The organism is Streptomyces sp. NPDC002467 (genome assembly GCF_042889825.1).
Taxonomy (GTDB): Bacteria; Actinomycetota; Actinomycetes; order Streptomycetales; family Streptomycetaceae; genus Streptomyces.
This window is the reverse complement of record NZ_JBIARJ010000020.1, coordinates 56,381-73,580: the sequence shown is the minus strand read 5'-3', so window position 1 is coordinate 73,580 and position 17,200 is coordinate 56,381. Positions and strand designations below refer to the sequence as shown.

Genomic DNA, 17,200 nt, shown 5'->3' with positions numbered 1-17,200 from the left:
CCGGAATTGCCCATAGCGCCGCGCGAGCGCGACCCGCCCCGTCCCGGCGCGCCTCCGGCCCGTAAGGTATGGGCATGACCAACGAGTCGGACCCCTCGTACCCGGCCCACTGGGAAGCGGACGTCGTCCTGCGCGACGGCGGTACCGCCCGCATCAGGCCGATCACCACCGCGGACGCGGGTCGCCTGGTCAGCTTCTACGAGCAGGTCTCCGACGAGTCGAAGTACTACCGGTTCTTCGCGCCCTACCCCCGCCTCTCCGACCGCGACGTGCACCGCTTCACGCACCACGACTACGTGGACCGCGTCGGCCTCGCGGCGACCATCGGCGGGGAGTTCATCGGCACCGTCCGCTACGACCGCATCGGCCCCGACGGGCGCCCCGCCTCCGCCCCCGCCGACGAAGCCGAGGTCGCCTTCCTCGTCCAGGACGCCCACCAGGGCCGCGGGGTCGCCTCCGCCCTCCTCGAACACATCGGAGCGGTGGCCCGGGAGCGCGGCATCCGCCGCTTCGCCGCCGAGGTGCTGCCCGCCAACACCAAGATGATCAAGGTGTTCACGGACGTGGGCTACGAGCAGAAGCGCAGCTTCGAGGACGGCTCCGTCCACCTCACCCTCGACCTCGAACCCACCGCCCATTCGCTCGCCGTGCAGCGCGCCCGCGAACAGCGCGCCGAGGCGCGCTCGGTGCAGCGCCTGCTCGCCCCCGGCTCGGTGGCGGTCGTCGGCGTCAGCCGCTCCGGGGCCGGCGTCGGCGCGGCCGCCCTGCGCAACCTGCGCGACAGCGGCTTCCACGGCCACCTCTACGCCGTCAACGAGGCCGTCACCCGCGACCTGCTCGACGGCGTCCGCGCCTACCGCACCGTCGAGGCCATCGGCGCGCCCGTCGACCTCGCCGTGATCGCCGTCCCCGCCGACCGGGTCCCGGAAGCCGTGGCCGCCTGCGGCGAGCACGGGGTGCAGGGCCTCGTCGTCCTGTCCGCCGGATACGGGGAGAGCGGCCCCGAGGGGCTGGCGCGCCAGCGCGAACTGGTGCGCCAGGTGCGCTCGTACGGGATGAGGCTGATCGGCCCGAACGCCTACGGGGTGATCAACACCGCCCCGGAGGTGGAGCTCAACGCCTCCCTCACTCCGGCGCCGATGCCCATGCGCGGCCGGATCGGCCTGTTCACGCAGTCCGGGGCGATCGGCATCGCCCTGCTCTCGGCCCTGCTCCGGCGCGGCGAGGGGCTGTCGTCCTTCGTCTCGGCGGGGAACCGGGCCGACGTCTCCGGCAACGACATCCTCCAGTACTGGTACGACGACGAGGCGACCGACGTCGCCCTCATGTACCTGGAAACCCTCGGCAACCCGCGCAAGTTCACCCGCCTCGCCCGCCGCACGGCCGCCGCCAAGCCGGTGGTCGTCGCCAAGGGCGGCCGGCACACCCCGGCCGGCCACCTCGTCCCCGGCACCCGGCTGCCCGACGCCACCGTCTCCGCCCTGCTCCGGCAGGCGGGCGTCATCCGGGTCGACACCGTCACGGAGCTGGTGGACGTCGGCCTGCTGTTGGCCGCGCAGCCGCTGCCGGCCGGACCCCGGATCGCGATCCTCGGCAACTCCGAGTCCCTCGGCGTGCTCACCTACGACGCCTGCCTGACCCAGGGCCTGAGCCCGCTGCCGCCGCTCGACCTCACGACCGCCGCCTCCCCGGCCGATTTCCGCGACGCCCTGGCCGCCGCGCTGGCCTCGCCCGACAACGACGCCGTCGTCGTCACCGCCATTCCCTGGGTGAGCGAGCACGCGCTCGCCGACGACCTCGCCGACGCCCTGCGGGACGCCGTCACCGAGGTCCCGGGCAAGCCGGTCGCCGTCGTGCACGTGGAACTCGGCGAACTGGTGGCCGCCCTCTCCGCGGCCCGGGCCTCCGATCCCGAAGAGCCCCTCCCGGCCGGAGCGGTCCCCGAGGTACGCACCCCCACCGCGCCCCCGACCGAGACGGAGCCCGCACCGCCGGCCGAGACTCCCGCCCCCGCCCCGCTCCCGCCCTTCGCCACCGCCCCCGCCGCGCCGGCGGCCGGGTACCCCGACCGGATCCCCAGCTACCCCGCGGCCGAGCGGGCCGTACGGGCGCTGGCCGAGGCCGTCCGCTACGGCCAGTGGCGACGGGCCGCCGCCGACACGGTCGGGCAGGTCCCCGAGTACGAGGACATCGACGAGCCCGGGGCCGCCGCGCAGCTGGCCGCCCTGCTGGTCGACCTCGACCCCGACGGCGGGGGCGTGCTGACCCTGCCCGACTGGGACGGCCGCGAGCTGCTCGCCCGCTACGGGATCCGCGTGCTCCCCGCCCTGCCCGCCCCCAGCCCCGACGCCGCGGTCCGGGCCGCCGGGGTCCTCGGCTACCCCGTGGCGCTCAAGACCACCGCCCCCCACCTGCGCCACCGCGCGGACCTGGGCGGCGTACGGCTCGACCTCGCAAACGAGACCGAGCTGCGACGTTCGTACGAGGAGCTCACCGAAGGGCTCGGCAAGCCCGCAGAGCTCCTGCCCGTGGTGCAGGCCATGGTGCCGCGCGGGGTCGACACCGTCGTCCGCTCCGTCGTGGATCCGGCCGTCGGCGCGGTCCTGTCCTTCGGGCTGGCGGGCGTCGCCTCGGAGCTGCTCGGTGACACGGCCCACAGGCTCGTCCCGGCCACCGACCGCGACGCCGCGGAATTGATCCGGTCGATCCGGACCGCTCCCCTCCTCTTCGGCTGGCGCGGCAGCGACCCCGTCGACACCCCCGCCCTGGAGGAGCTGCTCCTGCGCGTGTCCCGCATGGTGGACGACCACCCCGAGGTGGTCGGGGTCTCCCTGGAGCCCGTGGTGGTCGCGGCCGAGGGGTTCTCCGTGCTCAGCGCCACCGTGCGGATCGCGCACCCGCCGGTCCGCGGCGACCTCGGCCCGCGGATGCTTCCCAGCTACTGAGCGGCGTGCGGGGGAAGGCCGGGGCGCCCCGAACGGGCCTTAGGATGGACCTCATGGCGAAATCCGGTACGACGACCCAGGGGCTGCGCACGGCGATCGAGCGCAGCGGCTACTACCCGGCCCTCGTGGCCGAGGCGGTGGAGGCCGCGGTGGGCGGCGAGCCGATTTCGTCGTACCTGGTCCACCAGGAGACGACCTTCGACTCCAACGAGGTGCGCCGGCACGTCACCGTCCTCGTCCTGACGGGCAACCGTTTCATCGTCAGCCACACCGACGAGCAGGCCGCCGACGCCGGATCCCCCTCCCCGTACGCGACCACGTCGACCGAGTCGGTCAAGCTGTCCAGCATCTCCTCCGTGGTGCTCAGCCGGGTCGTCGCGAACCCGGAGTCCTACACGCCCGGCAGCCTGCCCCGCGAGGTCGTCCTGACCATCGGCTGGGGCGCGGTCTCCCGGATCGACCTGGAGCCGGCCGCCTGCGGCGACCCGAACTGCGACTCCGACCACGGCTACACCGGCAACTCCACCGCCGACGACCTGAGCCTGCGCGTCAGCGAGGCCGGTGACGGCCCCGAGGCGGTGCGCCAGACGCTCGTCTTCGCGCAGGCGCTCTCCGAGGCGACGGCGGCGACGTCCGCCCCCTCCGCCCGCTGATGGCGTACTCCGCACCGCAGGGCTGGGACGAACCCGAGCTGCTGGACCTGGCCGGCGCCCCCGTCCCGCACTACGGCACCGGCTCGCTGGCCGACCTGCTGCCCACCCTCGTGGCCGGGCAGGGCGTGCCCGGTTTCACCGCGTCGATCGCCGAGCTGACGCCGGCCGACCGGAACTGCGTGTTCCTGGTCGACGGCATGGGCTGGGAGCAGATCAAGGCCCACCCGGACGAGGCCCCGTACCTCACCTCCCTGCTCGCGAGCTCGCGCGGAGGCACCGGTCGCCCGATCACCGCGGGCTTCCCGGCGACCACCGCCACCTCGCTCGCCTCGGTCGGCACCGGCCTGCCGCCGGCCCGCCACGGCCTGCCCGGCTACGCCGTCCGCAACCCGGCGAGCGGTGAGCTGATGAACCAGCTCCGCTGGCACCCGTGGACCCCGCCCAAGCCGTGGCAGCCGTACCCGACCGTCTTCCAGCTGGCCGACAAGGCCGGGGTGCACACCGCGCAGGTGTCCTCGCCCGCCTTCCAGACCACCCCGCTCACCAAGATCGCGCTGTCCGGGGGCACCTTCCACGGCCGGATGACCGGCGAGGAGCGGATGGACCTCGCGGCGATCCAGCTCGCGGAGGGCGACCGCTCGCTCGTGTACACGTACTTCAGCGAGCTCGACGGAGCCGGCCACCGGCACGGCGTGGACTCCGACGCCTGGCGCGGCCAGCTGATGTACGTCGACCGGCTCGTCCAGCGCCTCGCCGAGCAGCTGCCGCCGCGCACCGCGCTGTACGTGACCGCGGACCACGGCATGGTCGACGTCCCCTTCGACGAGGACTCCCGCATCGACTTCGACGAGGACTGGGAGCTCGGCGCGGGCGTGGCCCTGCTGGGCGGCGAGGGCCGGGCCCGGCACGTGTACGCGGTACCGGGCGCCGAGGCCGACGTCCTGACCGTGTGGCGCGAGGTGCTCGGCGACCGCTTCTGGGTCGCGAGCCGCGAAGAGGCCCTCGAACTGGGCTGGTTCGGCGCGCCGGGGGAGTGCGACGAGCGTGTTCTCGGCCGCATCGGCGACGTGATCGCGGCAGCCCAGACCGACGCGGCGATCACCGCCTCCCGCAACGAGCCCAACGAGTCGGCCCTCGCCGGAATGCACGGCTCGATGACGGCGGCCGAGCAACTGGTCCCGCTCCTCGAAGTCCGCTCCTGAACCACTGCTCCCGAACCACTGCTCCCGAACCACTGCTCCCGACCCCCTGCTGCTGACCCGCTCCCCCTGCCCACGACCCGAAAGGTCCCGCACTCCCCATGCCCGAGCTGGTGTTCTTCTCCGGAACGATGGACTGCGGAAAGAGCACTCTGGCTCTGCAAATCACGCACAACCGCTCGGCGCGCGGCCTCCAGGGCGTGATCTTCACCCGGCAGGACCGGGCGGGCGAGGGCAAGCTGTCCTCGCGCCTGGGCCTGGTGACGGACGCGGTCGAGGTCACGGACACCATGGACCTGTACGCCTACCTGGTGGGTGAGCTCTCGGCGGGCGGCAGGGCGGACTACGTGATCGCGGACGAAGCGCAGTTCCTGGCCCCCGACCAGGTCGACCAGCTGGCCCGCATCGTCGACGAACTCGACATGGACGTCTTCGCCTTCGGCATCACGACCGACTTCCGCACGAAGCTCTTCCCGGGCTCGCAGCGCCTGATCGAGCTGGCGGACCGCCTCGAACAGCTCCAGGTCGAGGCCCTGTGCTGGTGCGGAGCCCGCGCCACCCACAACGCCCGTACGGTGGGCGGCGAAATGGTCGTCGAGGGCGCCCAGGTGGTCGTCGGCGACGTGAACCGCCCGGCGGAGGAGATCGGCTACGAGGTCCTCTGCCGCCGCCACCACCGCCGACGCATGACGAGTGCCACGTCCCGGGCGGGCTCGCTGTCGCCGGACGTACTGCCCGTCACCTCCGGCTGAACCCCCGCCGCGGCACCCGACTGCCCTCGGCCCCCTTCCCCCGTGCCCCGTCGAGGGCTCCGCGCGGACTGACTCATTCCCCGCTGGCAGGAGGGGAACGGCGCGCGGTTGGATGCCGTTGAAGGGGGGAGTCGACATGAGGCTTTTGTCCTGCCCGTTGGATGAGTGGGAGATCGCGCGGGCCTTGCCGGACGAGCGATTACGGCCGGGGGTGCACAGCTACCGGGGGTTCCGGATCGCGCTGAAGGGGCCGCAGCGCCGCCTGGAACTGCCCCAGGGGATGGTGACGCTGGTCATCGGTTTCGAGGGCCCTGTGCGCGTCACGGACCCCGTACGCCTGACCTGTACGCCGTACACCTCGCTGGTCGCCGGTCTGCACACCCGCCCCACACTGGGGGAGCACGACGGTCGGGCCTCCGGGGTACAGGTGATCCTCACCCCCTGGGCCGCCTTCCGACTACTCGCCGTCGACATGTACGAGCTCGCCGAGTCCGTGGTCGATCTGGAAGCGGTCCTCGGATTCCGGGGCCGGGCCCTCGCCGACGCGCTCGCCGCCGCGCCGGGCTGGGGAGAGCGGTTCACCCTCCTCGACCGGGTGCTGACCCGCGCCTGCGCGTCCGGACCCGCGGTCTGCCCGCAGGTGCTGCGGGCCTGGGAGCTGCTGTGCGTCGGTCGCCGGCACCTTCCCGTCGGACGTGTGGCCGCCGAGGTCGGCTGGAGCGAACGACAGCTGCGACGACGCTTCCAGGAACAGATCGGACTGTCCCCGATGGCCGTCACGCGCGTGGTCCGGTTGCGGCACGCGCTGCAGCTGCTCACCACCGGAGCGTCGACCACGGCCACCGCCTCGGCCTGCGGATTTCACGACCAGCCGCATTTCCAGCACGAGTTCAAGGCCATGACCAGCCTGACGCCGGCGGAGTTCCTGGCCCACCGGGCCCGGGGCGACGCCGGGCCCGCCCGCGTGGACCGCATCGCCGGCCGGGTCACCAGTGTCCTCCTCCCCGCTGAGCAGGGCGCCGCAGGGCGGCCGTTTTCTACAAGACGGGTCGTGCCCCGCGATGACAGGGTGAAGCCGCCCCGCCTGGAGACGCTTCCCCTGCCAGAGAGAGTGAAGGTGGCCAAGGTGCCGTCGGATGACGAAGTGATCGTGGTGCGCACCCCCGAGGAATTCCTCGGCATGCCCGAGGAGTACCAGTCCATGGCGAAGCGGCAGATGCTCATCCACGCGGAGGGCGAGCTGTCCGGTGCCGACGACTACATCCGGGTCTTCTACCCGCTGGCGCCGAACGCGGAGGAACGGCAGGTCTGCTGCGAGCGCGCCGCCGAGGAGATCAACCACTTCAAGGTGGCCAGCGCGGTCCTGTCGGACCTGGGCATCGACACCACGCAGATGTCGACCCAGTCGCTGGAGGAACGGCGCAAGCTCTTCCTGACGGCCGACTTCCACAACAGCACCACCTGGGCCGAGCGCGGAGTGGTGTCCTGGCTGATCGAGGACGCCGTGATGGAGCTGCTCAAGGAGATGTCCGCGAGCAGCTACCGCCCCTGGGCCGACTCCTTCCGCACCGTCATCCAGGACGAGCGCGTGCACATCGCGCACGGTGCCCGCATCGTCCGCGGCCTGGTAAAGGACCGCGAGGGCAAGAAGCAGGTGCAGGCGGCGGTCGACCGGCTGTGGCCGCACTCGCTGGACGTGTTCGGCAGTCCGGACTCCAAGAAGGCCGAGGTCGCCGTGGGTTGGGGTCTGCGCACCCGCACCAACGCCGAGGCCCGGCACGACTGGCAGGTCCGCGGCGGCGCGAAGGTGAAGAAGCTCGGGCTGACCCTTCCGGTCTGACCCGGCCCGATCTGTGGAAGACCGGCAGCTGAACAGAGGAGACCCCGAGCATGTCAGCCCAGCCACTCAACCTCACCCGGCGGCCCCGCTCGCGGGACGAGATCCGTGCACGCGTCGCCGACATCGTCGAGAAGGAACCGGAACTGGGCGTCCGACTCGACGCGTTGCGCAGCTTCGGACGGCAGGTGCGCAACACGGAGATACACCTCACCGGTGCCTGCAACATCCGGTGCGACGGCTGCTGGTTCTTCGCCCACGACTTCGACTCGGCCGTCACCGACGAGCGCGATCTGGTCAAGGTGCGCGGCTTCGTGGAGCGCCTGAAGGCCGACGGGGTCACCTCGGCACTCCTCATCGGCGGCGAGCCGACCCTCGTCCCGGACAAGATAAGACCGTTCGTCGAGCTGCTCGACTACGTGACCATCTCGACCAACGGCCTCCTGGCCCTGCCCCGGGAGGGGTTCGAGGACGTCGCGATCGCCGTGTCCGTCTTCGGCGGCGGTCCGCTGGACGACCGGCTCCGGGCGATCCACCCCAACGGCCGCCGCTTCTCCGGCCTGATCGACACCGCCCTCGCCAACTACCGTGACGACCCGCGGGCCACGTTCATCTACGCGCTGACCGAGCCCGGCGTCGGCCACATCGAAGAGACCGTCCGCAAGATGGCCGACAACGGCAATCTGGTCAGCTTCAACTTCTACAGCGAGTACGGCGGCGACCACCCGCTCAAGGCGCTCGAAGGCCGCAAGCTGCTCGACGAGGCCCTGCGCGTCAAGGAGTTGTTCCCACGGGCGGTGGTGAACGACCCGTACTACATCGAGGCCCTCATCACCGGCCGCTCGCACGGCCAGGACTTCGGGTACGACGTGTGCCCGAGCATCAGCGTGGACCACAAGGCGCACGCGGACCGCATCGCCAACGGAAACCCGGTGCTGCCGGGGTTCAACGCGTGGGGCGCCGACCTCGAAACCGTGCAGTTCTGCTGCACTTCCGGCCACTGCGGGGATTGCCGCGACAGCCAGGCGGTGCACAGTTGGCTGCTGATGAGCATGCACGAGTTCCTCGACGGCCCCGACGACCTGCGCACCTGGCTCGGCGTCTCGGAGGGCTACTGGCGCCAGTGGAGCTGGTCGCCGTACAGCCCGCACCGCACGGCCTGACCGGACCGAACCACCGCAAGCCCCCGAGAAACAAGGAAGGGACGCACTCACGTGCCCCAGCCGTTCAGCGTTCGCATCGCCGTCCGCGAGTACGAGCTCGACACCCGCGGCCACCTCAACCAGGCGGTCTACCTCCAGTACTGCGAGCACGCGCTGTGGGAGGTGCTGCTGGCCGCGGGCATCCCGGGCGACAAGCTGCTGGCCGGCGGGGTCGGACCGGCCCAACTGGAGTGCACCCTGAAGTTCAAGCGCGAGCTCCAGGGCGGGGACCGGGTCGACGTGGTCTGCACCTTCGAGTGGGGGACGGGCAAGACCTTCCGGCTGCGCCAGGAGATCCGGAAGGCGGACGGCACCCTGGCCTGCGAGGTGACCGGCACGATCGGCCTCCTCGACCTGGCCCGCCGCACCCTGGTCCCCGACCCCGGCGGCTACCTCCGCAAGCTGTCCGAGGACCCCACGGTCCTCGGACTCTGACCGGGGGCCGGGCGAAGGCAGCAAAGGCCGGGGCGGGGATCCTGCAGCAGACAGTGGTCCGGTGCGGGCCCCTAACCTGTGGACCACTGCGTGTCTCTGGAGATGGCCCCATCCTCGATGAGCAGGGTCATCCGTTGGTCGATCAGACGACCTAGTGCCAAGGACCGCTCGGTTCGCCGTCTGCGTCCAGTCCATACGGCCATGGTTCGCCCCGGGGGAGACGCCATGCGCCACCACCGTCGGCGGCTCGCCTGAAGAGGGCTTCGGCGTGCTTTTGGTCACCCTCATTCGCTTGTCTATGCGCCATCTTGACGAGGGCGTTGGTGTCACCGGCGTCGGCGGCTCGTAGAAGGAGGGAATCTCCGCCCTCCTGGTCGCCAGCCGCCTCGCGCATTTGCATCAGAATGGCAAGCGCATTGGTGTGGCCGTTGTCGGTGGCTCGTTGGTAGAGGGCTTCGGCGCCTTCCTGGTCGCCGGCCGCCTCCCTCATCTGCATCAGGATGACGAGGGCGTTCGTGTTGCCGGCGTCGGCAGCCTGTTGGTAAAGAGCTTCGGTTCCCTCCCCGTCACCGGCCCTTTCTCGCCTGCGTGCCAGTTCGACGAGGGCGTTGGTGTTGCCGGCGTCGGCAGCTCGTTGCAGGAGGGTTTCGGCGCCCTCATGGTGCCCGGCCGCATCGCGCTTCCTCGCCAGTTCGACGAGGGCGTTGGTGTTGCCGGCGTCAGCGGCTCGTTGCAGGAGGGCTTCGGCGCCCTCATGGTGCCCGGCTGCCTCTCGCATGCGCAGCAGGACGAGCAGCGCGTTGGTGCTGGGATCGTCGGTGTCGGCAACATGTCGCGGCAGCGATTCGGAGGCCTCGCGGGCTCTGCTTCTGTCCCGCTTCTTCGCCAGGCTGACCACGGCGTTGACGTGCCCGTTGTCGTTGGTTCGCTTGTGGAGGACCTCTGCGGCGTAGTCCTCGGTCTTCTCCCGAATCTGTGTCAAGCGGACTAGGGCATCACCGTGGCTGCTGTCGGTGGCTCGTTGGTAGAGGGCTTCGGCGCCTTCCCGGTCACCCGCTGCCTCTCGCGTCCGCATGAGGATGACGAGGGCGTTGGTGTTTCCGGCGTCGGCGGCTTGTTGGAAGTAGTCTTCGGCACCCTGCTGGTCCCCGGCGGCGTCGCGTCTTCTCGCGAGTTCGATGAGGGCGTTGGTGTTTCCGGCGTCGGCAGCTTGTTGGAAGTAGTCTTCGGCACCCTGCTGGTCCCCGGCGGCGTCGCGTCTTCTCGCCAGTTCGACGAGGGCGTTGGTGTTACCGGCGTCGGCAGCTCTATGGAGTAGGTGATGCGCCCACTGGAGGCGGTGCCGGTTGTGGGCGGCAGTAGCGAGGTTGTTGAGGTCGGTCGGGTGCGTGAGATGTTCGTATGCGGCGTGCCAGAACGATGCGGGCGGGCAGAAGCGCTGACGGCTGGTGCGGCCGTGTTGTTCGAGGTAGTCGGCGAGCCGGAACGACGGCCCTGCGTGCCCCCTGTCCTCGGTTGCGGCGGACAGGTTCGGGTTGCCGGGCGGGCGCCGCTTGGGCCTGGCTGTAGTGCGACGCAGAGGGGCTTGTTTGCCGTGGACAGGTCGGGCGAGGTCGGCGTACGCCGCCTCCGCCCAGTCATCTTCGAGTTCGTCGAAGTCACGGTCGCTGAGGTAGTCGCTGGCGGCGTCGGTGAGGAACATCTGCGGCAGATGAAGGCCCACGCCGAGGCGGCGTGCGTCGATTGCGGCATCGAGCAATGCCCTGGCAGTCGGAGTGGCCTGCTCGTAGCGGCGCAGCAGCGCCGGGGCTCCCGCCAGGTCTTGTGTCACCCGCCCGTCAGCGCCCGTCCGGGTGAGGCTGTCCGCCAGCAACGGATCGCCTTGCTTGGCGAACGCGGCCGCCGTGCGCAGTGCTTCCGGGTCGAAGGTGTCCGGGATGGTGAGGGTGCGGCCGGCGAACAGTTCCCGCACTCGGCTGTGGGGATCCGACTTACCAGGGGTCGGCATGGCTGTGTACCGGTCGGCGTACTCAGGCCAGAGGGTCCCCAGGATGAGTACCGGCTGGCGGTCGGGGTCGGTCAGCAGGCTGTGCACGGCGGCTGCGATCCGCTCACCCGTTCGGGGGTCGCTGAGGTAGTGCTGGGCCTCGTTGAGCCACACCACAGTGTGGGGCTTCACACGCTCGACGTCGCTGAGTGCGGCGTCGGCCCGCGTAGGGTCGAATGGATGCCACAGCTGCCAACCCCGTTGTGAGAGAGGCTGGACGGCTTCCCAGCAGGCGCGGGTCTTACCGGTTGACGATGTTCCCACCAGGACCACCATCCGGCTGTGGCCCTCACCCGCCTCCCGAACTGCGTCAGCCAGAGCCCGGTCGTGGTCGCGCGAAACGTACGTCGGCAGCACACGAAGCGGCCCTGCGTCGGAATCCCGAGTGCTCGGGGTGGGCCCGGCGGGGTGGACCTCCAGGTCGTGTGGATCCCAATCGCGGATCGACCTGCCCGGACCGGGATCAGTGTTGGGCACCGGCTCCGTCCCTCCGGTCGAGGTCCGCAGGAGTTCCAACAGTTCCTCGACCGGAAGTCGTAGCACGCGGGCCAGGGCGGCGACGGTCTCGGCCGATGGAGCAGGCGCCCCGGTCCGGAAGGCCTCCTGCACGGTCGTCCGTCCGCGGCACGCCTGAATGGCGAGTTGCGACTTGGTCAGTCCCGCGCGGGCCAGGCCGCTCTCCAGCCTGATACGCAACGCAGTCAGTGCCGCATCGCGTTCCCTCCCCTGCCCGTCCACCTGTCCGCCCCTTCCGCGTGTGTGCGCCGGTGTTCATCTTCGCCCGGCCGAACCCCGTCGCACACCGATCCCGCGACCTTTGGACGTGTCAACACACCGTCTTGGACAAGGAGCTTGCACATGTCCGGCCTCGCCGTCTTTCTGATCACCGGCGTCCTCGTGACCCTCTTCGCGTTGATCGCAGCCGCTGCCGCGGGGAAACTTGCCCGCCTGGACGGTGCCGGCTACCCCGCGGCCATCATGCGGGCCGCGACCGCCTTCGCCGCCGTGCTCACCCTTGCCGCCACTCTCGGTTGCGCGTTCGTCGCGGCGGTCGGCTCCGTCGGCTGAGTGCCCACGTCTCCGTTCGGGTTCGGCGATCGAGGCGCTGGGAGACGCCCGTGCGATGGGCAGCGAAACGCCTCCCCGTCAACCATGCCTGTGGGGGTCACTTCTACGCCTTCGGCCGGGGCGCGCGGCCCCCGCGTTGCGGGAGGCTACGGAGTAGAGCCGGGCGGCCAGGGCCGATTCGTCTCACGGGCCGGCTCGTCGTGAGGCGGGTACGCCGGATCGACCCGTGCGGCGGTACGGACCGGCCCCGCTGCGTGCTCGTGGAGTTCGGCCTGCGGTTCGAGTCCCGCGAACCGGACCCCACCACCCGAACGGCGCACCGAGGGAGGAGAATCCCACCATGGGATTCGGCCTCTACATCGGCATACCGGTGGCCGTCGTGGCGCTGCTCGTCGCCGCGGCGGGAACCGCCACGCTCACCACCGGCTGGATGTTGCCCTGGCAGCGCAAACACGTCGTCCGCCCACGGCTGTTCGGCTGGGCGCAGCTGCTGATCGCGGCAGCCCTGTTCGTCCAGCTGGCCGGCCTGTTGGTGGCGGGTTCCCCGTACCGGAGTCTCTTCACGATGCCCGGGGCCGTGGCACTGCTCTTCGGCATGGTGCTGATCACCCGCGCCCAGCGTCCGTCACGGCCCGGCCGGCGCGGCTGACCGCGCACGGACAGGGCGGTGCCGCGGTCGGCCGGACGTGCCCGGCCGGGTCAGTCGCGGCCCCGTGAGCGTACGAGGGTGAACACCGCGCCCTCCGGGTCCGCGACCGTGGCCACGCGTCCCTCGATGCCCTCGTGGGGCGGTTCGACGACGCGCCCGCCGAGCTCGGCGACCCGGGCGGCGGCCGCGTCGGTGTCCTCCACCTCGAAGTACGCCATCCAGTGCGGACCCCGGTCGTGCGGCAGCGAGCGGCCGACCCCGTGCACGGCGGCCACCGGGCGGCCGCCCAGCTGGAGGGTCAGGTAGTCGAAGTCGTCGGCACCCGGGTCGTGGGCCGCCACCTCGTGGCCGAAGACGTGCTGGTAGAACTTGCCGACCGTCGAGGTGTCCTGGGTGACCAGCTCGTTCCACACCGGGGTGCCGGGAGACCCCGGCGACCGGGTGCCCGGGTGGCTCAGCGCCTGCCACAGCCCGAAGATCGCACCCAGCGGGTCGGAGCAGATCGCCATCCGCCCCGCGCTGCCCCCGTCCAGCGGGCCCACCGCCACCGTGCCGCCGCACGAGCGGATCGCCTCGGCACTCGCGTCCGCGTCGTCGGTGGCGAAGTACGTGGTCCAGGCCACCGGCAGGTGCCGGTCCGGGGGCATCTCGCCGATTCCGGCGACCTCCCGGCCGTTCAGCACGGCCCGCACGTACGGGCCCAGTTGCTCGGGGCCGGGCTCGTACTCCCAGCCGAACAGATCGGCGTAGAAGTCCTCGGTCGTCCCGAGACCGTGCACCATGAGACTCACCCAGCACGGGGTGCCGGGCGTGTGCCGGGTCGCTGTCGCTGGCTCGGTCATGTGAGCCGTCTCCTCTGTCGAGTTCGAGTCGCTCGCCGGTGCTGATGCTTCCACTCCCGGAGCCCCGGCGCGCCCCGACCGGGCCGCATGGCGGAGCCCGGGGACATAGATGACCGGATCGGTGCGCCCGTGCGGTGACGGGCGTGTTACGCGGGGCCGGGGCGGGGAGGAAGATGGGCCGCATGACTGCGAATTCTGCGATCCTCTCCGCCGCCGAGCTGCGGGCCGAGCTGGCCGGCTCCCGGCCGCCGGTGCTGCTGGACGTCCGCTGGCAGCTGGGTGGCCCCGATCAGCGCCCCGCCTACGAAGCCGGGCACCTGCCGGGTGCGGTGTACGTCGACCTCGACCACGAACTGGCAGGTCCGCCCGGTGCCGGTGGCCGCCACCCGCTCCCCGACACGGAGGCCTTCGGCGCGGTGATGCGGCGGGCCGGGGTCACCTCCGACGGGCCCGTGGTCGTGTACGACGGCGGCCAGGGCTGGGCCGCGGCGCGCGCGTGGTGGCTGCTGCGCTGGACGGGTCACCCGGACGTGCGGGTACTGGACGGCGGCCTGGCCGCGTGGGTGGCGGCCGGGGGCACCGTATCGGCCGACCGGGTGACTTCCGTGGAGGGCGATTTCAAGCCAACTCCGGCGGCTTCGGGGCTGCTGGACGCCGACGGCGCGGCCGCACGGGCGCGTGCGGGACTGCTCCTGGACGCCAGGGCGGGGGAGCGGTACCGCGGCGAGGTCGAGCCGATCGACCCGGTCGCCGGCCACATCCCGGGCGCGGTGTCGGCCCCGACCACGGAGAACGTGACGGGTGACGGCCGATTCCGCCCGGCGGACGAACTGCGCGCCCGGTTCGAGGCGCTCGGCGTCACGGAGGGCACGGAGGTCGGCGTGTACTGCGGCTCGGGCGTGTCCGGGGCCCACGAGGTCCTGGCACTGGCCGTGGCCGGCATCGGGTCCGACCTGTACGCGGGCAGCTGGTCCGAGTGGTCCACCGACCCGGACCGCCCGGTGGCCACCGGCCCGGACCCGCAGTAGTCGCGGCAGCCGCGCACCGCGACGGCCGGGCCGCCGCCGGGAGGTACCGGCGGCGGCCCGGCCGTCGCACATGCGTGAGTCGACGGTCGCGACTCGTGGGCCGCGCGTCGCGCTATTCCTGCTTCTTGCGCCGTGTCCCGAAGACGATCTCGTCCCAGCTGGGCACCGCCGCGCGGCGGCCCGGACGGACCCCGTCGGCCTCGGCCTGGCGATCGGTGGTGCCGGTCAGCCGGTCGCGGTGGCCCGCGACCGTACGGGGCATCAGGACGTCCGCGTACGCGGCGCCCGCGCCCGCCGAGGCGGCCGGGGCCGGCGGCTCCTCCACCTCCGCCTCCGTCGGCGGGGTCTCGGTACGGTCGGGCACCACCAGGTCGCCGCGGAAACTCGGGACGGCCTCCAGCAGGCTCGTCAGGGTGTCCCGCTCCTCCTCCGGCTCCGACTGCGGGGCGACCGCCCTGGCCTCGGCCCGCTCCAGTTGCCGGTCGAGAGCCCGGTCCAGCGGCCGGTCGAGAGCGCGGTCGAGGGTGCGGTCCAGCGGCCGGTCGCGCGGTAGCCGCGCGATCCTCGGCACGAACGGGAAGCTCGGCTCCGGCGCCGCCGGGAGGTCCTCCGCCTCGCCGATGAGGGAGCGGGCCTCGTCGTCCACGGCCACCACCAGCCGGCGGGGCGGATCGTAGGTCCAGCTCGCCGAGTGCGGTTCGCCCACGACCCGGTAGACGAGGAGGACCTCCCAGGTGCCGTCGTCGCGGCGCCAGGAGTCCCACTGGACGGATTCCTTCTCGGCCCCGCGCAGGGTGAGCCGTTCCTGCACGGCTTCGCCGAGCTGCGGCCCGGTGTTCTCGCCCGGACGGCGCACGGGGGTCTTGCGGGCGCGCTCGGCCATGAACGCGCGCTCCGCGAGCACGGGTCCCTCGAAGCGGCGTACGCGGTCGACGGGGATGCCGGCGAGTTGAGCGACCTCCTCAGCGGAGGCACCGGCCCGTATGCGGGCCTGGATGTCGCGGGGGCGGAGGTGGCTCTCGACCTCGATCTCGATCTGGTTCAGGCGTGCTCGATCGTTGCGTACGGCAGCGCGAAGCCGCTCGTCGATCGGAAGCGTGTACTCCGTGCTGTCCGCAGCCTTGAGCACCAGTCGTGTGCCGTCATTGGAGACGGCCACGACACGCAGTTCGGGCATGGGGACCTCCCGGGTGGTGCCTGCCGACGTCACGTGCGTCGCTGCTTCCGCTAGTCGAGTGTGGCCTGCCCGGGTGCAGCCTGCCACAACCTTGCCGAGTTAAACCGGCGTGTCGGGCATGCGCCCTTGATCGCCGTTATGGCACGGTTACCTGTTGGGCACGCACAGTGACCAAGCGGTTACTGTGCGCAGCAGGAGCCCGTGCGATATCGCGGTATCGCCGGTCTTCGAGTGCCGCTTTCCATCAATCGGCCCCCTCTCCCGAGTCCGGACATCCGTAAGGAAGGACAGCCCCAGGGATCGCCACAGTACTCCATTCGGGCCACCTGGGTGGACCGCCGCGCCGCCGAACTTCTCCCGGACGGCGGGAGTTGGCGTGCCCTCCGCCGGGTCCCACCTGCACCCGTGTCCGATTCGGGGTGTCTTGCTTCACAGAATCCACAGAAACGGAACTTTCCGCTTCGTTCAGCTGTCGGTAACTGCTGAGGGATTCGACACGCAAGGGGCGCGACGCGCAGGGGATGGCGATGGGTCAGAAAGCGGCGCACGACGCCGAACCGGACATACGGCAGTCGGCGGAGCCGGCGGAGTCGGAGAAGAAGAAGCTCGACCTGAGCGCCGCCCAGGTCGCCGGCAGTTCCCTGGCCACCGTCGCGGCGGCGCTGCTGGCCTCCAAGATGGGCGTCTACGGAACGATTCTGGGCGCGGGCGTGGTGAGCGTGGTCGCGACCGCCGGCGGACCGGTCATCCAGCACCTCTTCCGCCGTACCGGCGACCAGTTGCGCGAGAGCGCCCGCCCCAAGTCCCGCCAGGCGCCCGCGCCCGTCCCCGACGGGGAGTTCGGCGAGGCCACCGTGCACGGCACCCGCGTACGGGGCTGGAAGCGCACGGCGGTCGCGGCCGGCGCCGCCTTCGCCATCTCGCTCGGGGTCCTCGGAACGTACGAGGCCGTCGCCGGAACCTCCGTCAGCAGCGGCGGCGGGACCATCTTCTCGGGCGGTACGCGCAAGGCGGGCCAGGAACGGCGGGACCCGGCCGACGAGTCGGGCACCGGCGGCGGGAAGCGGAGCGGGGAGGACGGGCGGGGCAAGGACCCGAAGGAGGGGCGGAACCCGGACTCAGGCTCGTCCCCGAACCCCTCCGGCGGGGCGGACGGCTCCGGCCAAGGCCCGAGCCCGGAGCCGAGCCGCTCGGAGTCCGGGAAGCCGACGCCCGCCCCCACGCCGACCCCGTCCACCCCGTCCACCCCCGCCACCACACCGGCTCCCAGCCGGACGCCGGTCGCGGAGCCGTCGCCGCAGACGGGGCAGGGGAAGCAGGGGGCCACCCCCTGAGCAGGAGGGTGGCCGACCCGGACGCCCCGCGG

At 71.8% G+C, this 17,200-nt stretch carries 14 protein-coding genes; 11 read left to right on the top strand and 3 right to left on the bottom strand.

The genetic code is table 11. The features are described 5' to 3' along the window. Positions 1 to 68 precede the first annotated feature (68 nt). The 7 genes from ACFYYJ_RS32945 to ACFYYJ_RS32915 all read left to right on the top strand — a co-directional run bounded on the left by ACFYYJ_RS32945 (position 69) and on the right by ACFYYJ_RS32915 (position 9,023). Positions 69 to 2,945 (top strand): GNAT family N-acetyltransferase, encoded by a 2,877-nt coding sequence (locus tag ACFYYJ_RS32945; RefSeq protein WP_389137811.1) that lies wholly within the window; start codon positions 69 to 71, stop codon positions 2,943 to 2,945. A 53-nt stretch (positions 2,946 to 2,998) separates the two neighbouring features. After that, on the top strand, positions 2,999 to 3,598 hold the full coding sequence (locus ACFYYJ_RS32940; protein WP_385125768.1) for a DUF5998 family protein: 600 nt from the start codon (positions 2,999 to 3,001) through the stop codon (positions 3,596 to 3,598). Beyond that, complete coding sequence (locus tag ACFYYJ_RS32935) at positions 3,598 to 4,800, top strand: alkaline phosphatase family protein (protein WP_385365354.1); 1,203 nt, start codon at positions 3,598 to 3,600, stop codon at positions 4,798 to 4,800. The genes ACFYYJ_RS32940 and ACFYYJ_RS32935 overlap by 1 nt, the downstream gene beginning before the upstream one ends. A 98-nt stretch (positions 4,801 to 4,898) precedes the next feature. Further along, positions 4,899 to 5,549 carry a thymidine kinase gene (locus tag ACFYYJ_RS32930; protein ID WP_389137808.1) on the top strand — a complete coding sequence of 217 codons (651 nt, stop codon included), beginning with the start codon at positions 4,899 to 4,901 and terminating at the stop codon, positions 5,547 to 5,549. 136 nt (positions 5,550 to 5,685) lie between these two features. Further along, entirely contained in the window at positions 5,686 to 7,389 is a 1,704-nt protein-coding gene (locus tag ACFYYJ_RS32925) for a Phenylacetic acid catabolic protein (RefSeq protein WP_389137806.1), read from the top strand. Between the two features lie 50 nt (positions 7,390 to 7,439). Further along, positions 7,440 to 8,549 (top strand): radical SAM protein, encoded by a 1,110-nt coding sequence (locus ACFYYJ_RS32920; RefSeq protein WP_389137804.1) that lies wholly within the window; start codon positions 7,440 to 7,442, stop codon positions 8,547 to 8,549. 51 nt (positions 8,550 to 8,600) lie between these two features. Beyond that, complete coding sequence (locus tag ACFYYJ_RS32915; protein WP_385125758.1) at positions 8,601 to 9,023, top strand: acyl-CoA thioesterase; 423 nt, start codon at positions 8,601 to 8,603, stop codon at positions 9,021 to 9,023. Between the two features lie 151 nt (positions 9,024 to 9,174). Here ACFYYJ_RS32915 and ACFYYJ_RS32910 read toward each other — a convergent pair whose 3' ends face one another. Then, positions 9,175 to 11,808 (bottom strand): hypothetical protein, encoded by a 2,634-nt coding sequence (locus ACFYYJ_RS32910; RefSeq protein ID WP_389137802.1) that lies wholly within the window; start codon positions 11,806 to 11,808, stop codon positions 9,175 to 9,177. A 120-nt stretch (positions 11,809 to 11,928) separates the two neighbouring features. On the opposite strand from ACFYYJ_RS32910, the gene ACFYYJ_RS32905 reads away from it, so the two are divergent. Both ACFYYJ_RS32905 and ACFYYJ_RS32900 read left to right on the top strand, forming a co-directional pair. Continuing rightward, positions 11,929 to 12,138 (top strand): hypothetical protein, encoded by a 210-nt coding sequence (locus tag ACFYYJ_RS32905; RefSeq protein WP_385365347.1) that lies wholly within the window; start codon positions 11,929 to 11,931, stop codon positions 12,136 to 12,138. 340 nt (positions 12,139 to 12,478) lie between these two features. Next, complete coding sequence (locus tag ACFYYJ_RS32900) at positions 12,479 to 12,787, top strand: hypothetical protein (protein ID WP_385365346.1); 309 nt, start codon at positions 12,479 to 12,481, stop codon at positions 12,785 to 12,787. Positions 12,788 to 12,837: 50 nt separating this feature from the next. Here ACFYYJ_RS32900 and ACFYYJ_RS32895 read toward each other — a convergent pair whose 3' ends face one another. Continuing rightward, entirely contained in the window at positions 12,838 to 13,629 is a 792-nt protein-coding gene (locus tag ACFYYJ_RS32895; RefSeq protein ID WP_385365344.1) for a VOC family protein, read from the bottom strand. A 182-nt stretch (positions 13,630 to 13,811) separates the two neighbouring features. Here ACFYYJ_RS32895 and ACFYYJ_RS32890 point away from each other — a divergent pair, with 182 nt between their 5' ends. Then, on the top strand, positions 13,812 to 14,657 hold the full coding sequence (locus tag ACFYYJ_RS32890) for a sulfurtransferase (protein WP_389137799.1): 846 nt from the start codon (positions 13,812 to 13,814) through the stop codon (positions 14,655 to 14,657). Positions 14,658 to 14,769: 112 nt separating this feature from the next. On the opposite strand, the gene sepH is transcribed toward ACFYYJ_RS32890, so the two are convergent. Beyond that, the gene (gene sepH / locus ACFYYJ_RS32885) at positions 14,770 to 15,834 is read right to left on the bottom strand and encodes a septation protein SepH (RefSeq protein ID WP_385125750.1); all 1,065 of its coding nucleotides are present in this window, start codon (positions 15,832 to 15,834) and stop codon (positions 14,770 to 14,772) included. Positions 15,835 to 16,361: 527 nt separating this feature from the next. On the opposite strand from sepH, the gene ACFYYJ_RS32880 reads away from it, so the two are divergent. Further along, positions 16,362 to 17,168 carry a hypothetical protein gene (locus ACFYYJ_RS32880; protein ID WP_389137796.1) on the top strand — a complete coding sequence of 269 codons (807 nt, stop codon included), beginning with the start codon at positions 16,362 to 16,364 and terminating at the stop codon, positions 17,166 to 17,168. The last annotated feature ends 32 nt before the right edge of the window (positions 17,169 to 17,200 follow it).

Excerpts from the sequence above, each read along its gene's own strand:
- ACFYYJ_RS32880 (WP_389137796.1), top strand. The coding sequence starts at position 16,362 with ATGGGTCAGAAAGCGGCGCACGACGCCGAACCGGACATACGGCAGTCG.
- ACFYYJ_RS32925 (WP_389137806.1), top strand. The coding sequence starts at position 5,686 with ATGAGGCTTTTGTCCTGCCCGTTGGATGAGTGGGAGATCGCGCGGGCC.
- ACFYYJ_RS32895 (WP_385365344.1), bottom strand. The coding sequence starts at position 13,629 with ATGACCGAGCCAGCGACAGCGACCCGGCACACGCCCGGCACCCCGTGC.
- ACFYYJ_RS32945 (WP_389137811.1), top strand. The coding sequence starts at position 69 with ATGGGCATGACCAACGAGTCGGACCCCTCGTACCCGGCCCACTGGGAA.
- ACFYYJ_RS32890 (WP_389137799.1), top strand. The coding sequence starts at position 13,812 with ATGACTGCGAATTCTGCGATCCTCTCCGCCGCCGAGCTGCGGGCCGAG.
- ACFYYJ_RS32935 (WP_385365354.1), top strand. The coding sequence starts at position 3,598 with ATGGCGTACTCCGCACCGCAGGGCTGGGACGAACCCGAGCTGCTGGAC.
- ACFYYJ_RS32900 (WP_385365346.1), top strand. The coding sequence starts at position 12,479 with ATGGGATTCGGCCTCTACATCGGCATACCGGTGGCCGTCGTGGCGCTG.
- ACFYYJ_RS32930 (WP_389137808.1), top strand. The coding sequence starts at position 4,899 with ATGCCCGAGCTGGTGTTCTTCTCCGGAACGATGGACTGCGGAAAGAGC.
- sepH (WP_385125750.1), bottom strand. The coding sequence starts at position 15,834 with ATGCCCGAACTGCGTGTCGTGGCCGTCTCCAATGACGGCACACGACTG.
- ACFYYJ_RS32940 (WP_385125768.1), top strand. The coding sequence starts at position 2,999 with ATGGCGAAATCCGGTACGACGACCCAGGGGCTGCGCACGGCGATCGAG.
- ACFYYJ_RS32920 (WP_389137804.1), top strand. The coding sequence starts at position 7,440 with ATGTCAGCCCAGCCACTCAACCTCACCCGGCGGCCCCGCTCGCGGGAC.
- ACFYYJ_RS32905 (WP_385365347.1), top strand. The coding sequence starts at position 11,929 with ATGTCCGGCCTCGCCGTCTTTCTGATCACCGGCGTCCTCGTGACCCTC.